Below are 6,680 nucleotides of genomic sequence, written 5' to 3' on the forward strand. Positions count from 1 at the left end.
AGTTCTATCAGTATCCGCCCACCAAAAACAGAACTGCTTGGTTTAAGAAGGTATTTGAAGAAAAATTATACGAGTCAAGGAGCGATATTCTGGCCTTTGAGGTCAGGATAAAAAGTTGACCAGATAACTAGCGGTATGTGTCTCGTTTACTCTAGGCTAACTGCTCTCTTTTTGATTGTAAGACGGACGGACAAACATAGAAACACGGGTGTAGGAAGATCAATCTTCCTACACCCGTGTCTTTATTCAAGATGTATTTTCGCTTAAATCTCGTGATAACTAGCTAATTCGTTATTTTTCCACGGGAAAGTACAACGGAAAATATTGTACAGGCTGCTTGCTGTAGCTTCACGCTCTAGACTCATGATGTCTCAAGCACTCAGACCTGGTATACTTTTACTGATCGCGAAAGACTTGACCTTAAGATACTTATGGTATCTTTTAGACGAAGCGTATCCACAATGGAGGGCTCCAGTGAGTCAATTTCCCCTCTTTAGTATGGAAGATGCGTTGACAACTTTGTCAATAAATAGCTTCACTAACTCTGGGTCGAACTGAATCCCGGCATTCTTCTGAAGTTCTGCAATAGCGACTTCATCGGGTAAAGCATCTCGATAGCTTCGTGCACTTGTCATGGCATCATAGGCATCGGCAATGGCAATAATCCTAGTTTGAAGTGCTAGTTCCTCGCCCTTTAAACCCTTCGGATAGCCTAAGCCATCCCAGCGTTCATGATGAGCCAACACGTATTCCGCCATTTCCGCCATACCATTGACCGTACTCAGAATACGATAACCGATTTCCGGATGACGTTTAATTTCAGCCCATTCAGCATTGGTCAGTTTTCCGGGCTTATTAAGTATTTCTTCGTCGATGGCGATCTTGCCTATATCATGAAGTAAGCCGACGTTTTTTAGTTCCTGTATTTCTCCTTCCATCAAACCAAGGGCTTCCCCCATACTTTGACAGAGTGCAGAAACTCGGTAGGAGTGCTGTTCTTCTCGTTTGTTTTTTTCGTGAAGAGTTCGGATAATCGTCTCGATCGTTTTCCCGCGCATACTTGGGCCTTCAAAGAGTTTTCTCTTGTACATATAATCTTCGGCTTTTTTAAGTAGTTCATGAATATCCTTGATCTCGTTCCGTTTAGTTTCATAGCCAAACGAAATGGATAATTCGACTGAACCTACTCTTTCCTGGGTAGCTAAAGCATTAACTCGTTTGAGAATTTGCTCTGTTTCAACAGCGCCCGTCTTAGGCAATAGGATAACAAATTCATCTCCACCGAGTCGGGCAATAATATCATCTGCTCGGCAGCCTTTACGCAGCACTTCGGCAACGTTTTTAAGAAGTTCATCTCCGGTAGCATGGCCAAAGGAGTCATTAATCAGCTTAAGCCCATTGACGTCTGCCATCACAAGAGTCAAGGGATAATTTCTTTTGACATCGAGTCGTTTTAACTCTTCTTCGAAAAATCGCCGGTTATAGAGACCAGTCAGTTGATCATGGAAGCTTAGATAAAGAATTTTCTCTGCAGAAAGCTTAGTATCCGTCACATCCTGAATCATGCCAATTAAACGAATCGCATTGCCTAGGTCATCAAACTCAACTTTTGCAAAGCCATGCACCCAGCGTTCCTCTCGATCAGAAAAACGGATGATTTTGTACTCATAATCGAATCGGTCTTGGTCAAGCTGCCTCTTAGAAGAAAAACTGAAAGCTTTGGCTCGCCAATCTGGATGAATAATCTCCAGCAAAGCATCCAGCGTGTTCGGATAGGTCGAATCAACTCCAAAAATCTCATGAACCTCTGGTGAAGGCCTTAACTCTCTCGTTTGGAGATCTATAACATAGCTCCCCAAACCTGCTACTTTTTGAGATTCATGTAACAAAGTATTGTGTTGTTCCAAGACGGCATTGAGCTCATCTAGCTGACTCGTACGCATTTTGATCTTATCTTCAAGTTCCTCATTCAATTTCCGGATGTCTTCTTCAACCTTCTCACGCTTGACGATCTCCTCCTCAAGCAGCGCATTACTTTCTTCAAGCTCACTATTTAGGTCCTCCAGTTGGGCTGTTCTTTCCAGGACTCTGCGTTCGAGCTCGGCATTTAATTCTCTGATTTCTTCTTCAACTTGTTTTATTGCGCTGAAAGCACTCCACAGCTCACCGGTTTTTTGCTTGACCATCCGTTGAAGCGTCCTATTCCAGATAAACAACACCAAGGCCACCAGAAAAGCGGCAACCCCAATGATCACAATCACTCTGAATAAGGGATTTACATAGAAGGGTGCACTCGTCAAGCCAAACCACTTTTTATCAATGGCCTGATATTCACTCTCAGAAATCTGCGCAAATCCATCATTAATGGCAGGCATAAACCCCGAATGCCCTTTTTTAATAGCTCTGAAAAATTGGCTGGTGTATAAGGTAGCGCTTGAATAATTAAAATTATCTTGGATTCCCAGTTTGTACAGATAGTAGAGGGCCGGGGCTTTTCCCAGCGTAAATATCACGGCCTTCTGATCTTTAGCGGCTTGGATAACAGCTTCGGTCGTATCATATTCTTTAATATTGGTGATGCCATGTTCTTTGAGAACATTGATACTGTTATCCCCTTTTTTCACGGCTACCGTAAATCCCTTTAAAGAATTGACATCGGTAATCCCGGAAATATTTTTCTGAAAGAATATGGGGACTTCAATCGTGGCATAGGGCTTTGAATAATCAAAAATCTTAACTCTGTCATCATTATAGGAGATGGTATCAATGACATCGAAGTCGCCTTGCATCATACTCTGATAGGCCTTATTCCAGGTCATCCCGGTGATATTCACTTTTATCCCAGTCTTTTGCTCAAAGAGTTTCCACTGGTCAATCGTGATTCCTTGCAAATCACCCTGATTGTTGCGAAAAGAATAAGGGGGATAGTTGTCATCCATAACCACGTTGATCGTTTTTATGACAGGGGGAGCAGCAGTGACGTGAGATGGATTAATTAGCAAAAATAATAGCAATCCTAGGATCCAATAAATATAATAATTTCGATGCGCAGTTTTTATGATACATAACCTCCCGTGCTACCCCAACATTGACCAAATGTGACTCCGTCAGTTGCCAGCTTCGACTCTTTTAGTACAATTACACTTCCTGTCTTCTGAAAAACGACTTAAAGCATTTTTTTCACAGATAATTTTATATAATTCTCTGTAATTTGTAGAAATCCTGCAAACCTATTTTAAATGCTAATCGAGCTGTTGGTGTTGAAATTGTCAAAACAGCAGGAACAGGCAGTGCATTTGTCGAAGCAGTAAAAGACTTTTAGGGAGATTTATTACGAAGAAAAGAGATGAGTATTGTTTGAAAAAGAATTTTGTCAATAAATCCTTCAAACATAAACTAAGAGCAACTTATACTCTGCTTATGTTTATAGTTCTGATTCTAATATGTGCTATTTTATATTATCAAGTGGGCAACATTGTAAAACCCCTTATTAGTCATATCGGTTTACAGGTTGTTGATGGTGAAGCACAATATCTTGGAGAGCGGTTTGATAGTCAAGGCAATATGTTAGAACACATTGCCAGTTCGGAGATACTTAAAAAAGGAGAATTTAATAGTATCAAGAGAGAGATAGACAATCAAATGATTAGACATCAGGATGTATGGCTATCCATGAAATACAAGTGGGTGACTGGTGCTGAATATGATAATAACCCCAGTAATATTAAACCGTCGGTTGGTTTTGAGAAGGAATTATTAGCTGGAGATAAACTTACTTTGATATCAAAACCTATTGTTGATGACAGGGATGGTGACTATATTATCTATATTGGTACAAAGGTTATAGATAATGAGGGTAAAGTAAAGGGATTAACCATCATTAGCGTACGGATTAAACAATTAATGGGATCATTTGGAAAAGAGAAAATGAGCCAATTTACAAAAATTTGGTTTTTCGATTCAAGAGGCAAAATTATAAATCCGGATATGGAAAAACGGCCAATACCGGATATTAAAAATTTTAAAGAACTAATCTCAGTTAAGCCTACAGGAGAAGTGAAAATTACTACTCCACAAGGGGAAACAAATTATCTAATTTATTCTCAAATACCTAATACTGAGGGCTTATATTTAGCAATAGGATTAGAAAATCGTGAATCTTCAGAAGCTATGAGGTTTTTATTATTCTTAATTTTCGGGGGTGCATTGTTTGCTAGCCTTTTAATTTTCATTGCGGCTAACAAAATGACGAATGTGATGACAAAACCGTTAACTCGAATGGTTGAAATTATCCAGGACTCTGATGGTACAAATATTGAGATACCAAAGGACCTTAAGGCTAGTAAAGATGAGGTTGGAATCCTTGCTAATACCATTGACCAAATGGCACGTAATATTCGTAAGAATGTACAAGCACTTAACAGCGAAATCAAAGAACGTCAAAAGGCTGAAAAAGAGTTGATTCAATTAAATGTGGAACTAGAGTGTCGTGTTAAAGATCGAACCCTAGCCTTAACAGAGGTCACTAATAGTTTAGCTATTTCGGAAGATAGATTCAGAATTGCGATGGAAGCATCGCATATTGGGTTATATGATTCAGATTGTGCCAATAATGCCTTGGTGGTTAATGGCGTTTTCCTTAAATTAATCAATGCGCCGGGGTATCAGCAGGATCTCATCAAAGAGTGCGATTGGGTTCAGTTCAATGGGCAATTGGAAGATTTCGTATACGGAAAAGATCTCTCGAATCTTGCCCCGATTAATGACGATAATTCGCTGGTGATAGGAGAAGACTTTTATACTGAGGTTCGATTAAAAGAAGATCCAAATAGTTGGTTTTCATTCATAGGAAAAGTCATAAAAAAGGATGAATCTGGAAAAATACTAAGGTTTATAGGGGTTTTGCAAAATATAACTGAAAGAAAACGGACCGAAGTCGAGCTAAAGGCTGCTATGGTAGAAGCAGAAGAAGCAAGCCAGGCAAAAAGCCAATTTCTGGCCAATATGAGTCATGAAATTAGAACACCTATGAATGCAATTATGGGACTTACTCATTTGCTAGGTCAATCTGATTTAAAAGATCACCAAAAAAATTATGTTTCGAAAATAGAGGGAGCCTCTACAATACTCCTTAGAATTATCAATGATATTCTGGATTTTTCAAAAATTGAAGCCGGGAAACTTGAAATAGAAAACATCGAATTTAATATCGATAAGGTACTAGAGAATGTATCAAATTTATATACAATTTCTGCTACGAATAAGGGTATTGATATTAATTTTGATATAGGGGAAGCCGTTCCGGACGTATTAATCGGGGATCCACTTCGCTTAGAACAAATCCTATCTAATTTGACGACCAATGCAATAAAATTCACGAACCAAGGAGAAGTCAATGTCTCGGTAAGGGTTCTCGATGAAACAGAAAACAAAGTTAAACTCCATTTTAGTGTTACCGATACAGGGATTGGGATACCAGAGGAGCATATCGGAAGACTGTTCACGTCGTTTACCCAGGCAGATGGTTCAATGACCAGAAAATATGGTGGGACAGGGCTTGGTTTAACCATTTCAAAGCAACTGGTAGAACTTATGAAAGGTGAGATTTGGGTAGAAAGCGTTTTTGGTGAAGGTGCTTCCTTTCAATTTGTTATCCAATTTGATAAAGTTTTAGATGTGATTAAACCCAGTTATTCAGACTATCCGGATTTACAAGGAAAAAAAGTCTTAGTGGTAGATCATAATAAAACGTCATTGATCATCCTTGAAAGAATGCTTCGTTCCTTTTCCTTTGAGGTCACAGCGCTTAGAGATCCTTTTGAAGCCATTGAACTGCTTCAAAAGGAAGACTATGATCTTCTTGTGATCGATTTTAATCTCCCTGAATTGTCAGGGCTTGAATTGTATAAAAGGTTAATAGCTAATACCGAAATCACATTGCCCAAAACTATCTTCGTGAGTGCTACCGGACGTGAAAGTTATTATAATCAAGTAAACCAATTGGGAGTTAAGAATTTCTTAGTGAAGCCGATTAATCAATCCTTAATGTTTGATGCGGTTATGAATGCTTTAAAAGGAACATCATTGAGTCAAGCGAATAAAGTCCCAAATGAAGAAAGCCACATTATGCATCAAAGGGCGCTTGCGGATAAACGTGTGCTACTTGTTGAAGATAATGATATCAATCAATTGGTTGCAAAGGATATTTTAGAGCAAGTCGGTATTCAGGTAAGTATTGCTAGTAATGGTGAAGAAGCCATTAAACATGTCCGTGCCAATAAATTCGATGCAGTTCTTATGGATGTGCAAATGCCTATTATGGATGGATATAAAGCCACAGGAATCCTTAGAAAAACCTATTCAAGTTCGGAGTTGCCGATTATTGCAATGACTGCAAATGCACTTAGTGGTGATCGGGAAAAAAGTATCGAGTCCGGTATGAATGATTATATTTCTAAACCCATTGATCCAAAGCTTTTGCTGGAAACCCTTGAAAAATGGCTCTTAGGAAAGAGTGTGGAAAATATAGGGGAATCCATTAAGGCGATTCCCAGTGAAACTATTCAGATATTAGATTTTTATAACACTCTAATTCGACTAGGCAATAAACAAGAGTTTTATTATGACTTATTAAAGAGATACTCAGATAATTATAGCCACTTGGTAAACGATCTTTCTGA

At 38.9% G+C, this 6,680-nt stretch carries 2 protein-coding genes; one reads left to right on the plus strand and one right to left on the minus strand.

Translation table 11 applies throughout. The features are described 5' to 3' along the window. Positions 1 to 479: 479 nt before the first annotated feature. A complete protein-coding gene (locus JL57_RS34350) occupies positions 480 to 2,939 on the minus strand; it encodes an HD domain-containing phosphohydrolase (RefSeq protein WP_291300049.1) in 2,460 nt (819 codons plus the stop codon). A gap of 418 nt (positions 2,940 to 3,357) precedes the next feature. Here JL57_RS34350 and JL57_RS34355 point away from each other — a divergent pair. Then, positions 3,358 to 6,680 (plus strand): response regulator (locus JL57_RS34355; protein WP_291300048.1); only part of this gene is annotated, 3,323 nt, incomplete at its 3' end.

Source organism: Desulfosporosinus sp. BICA1-9, assembly GCF_000802135.1.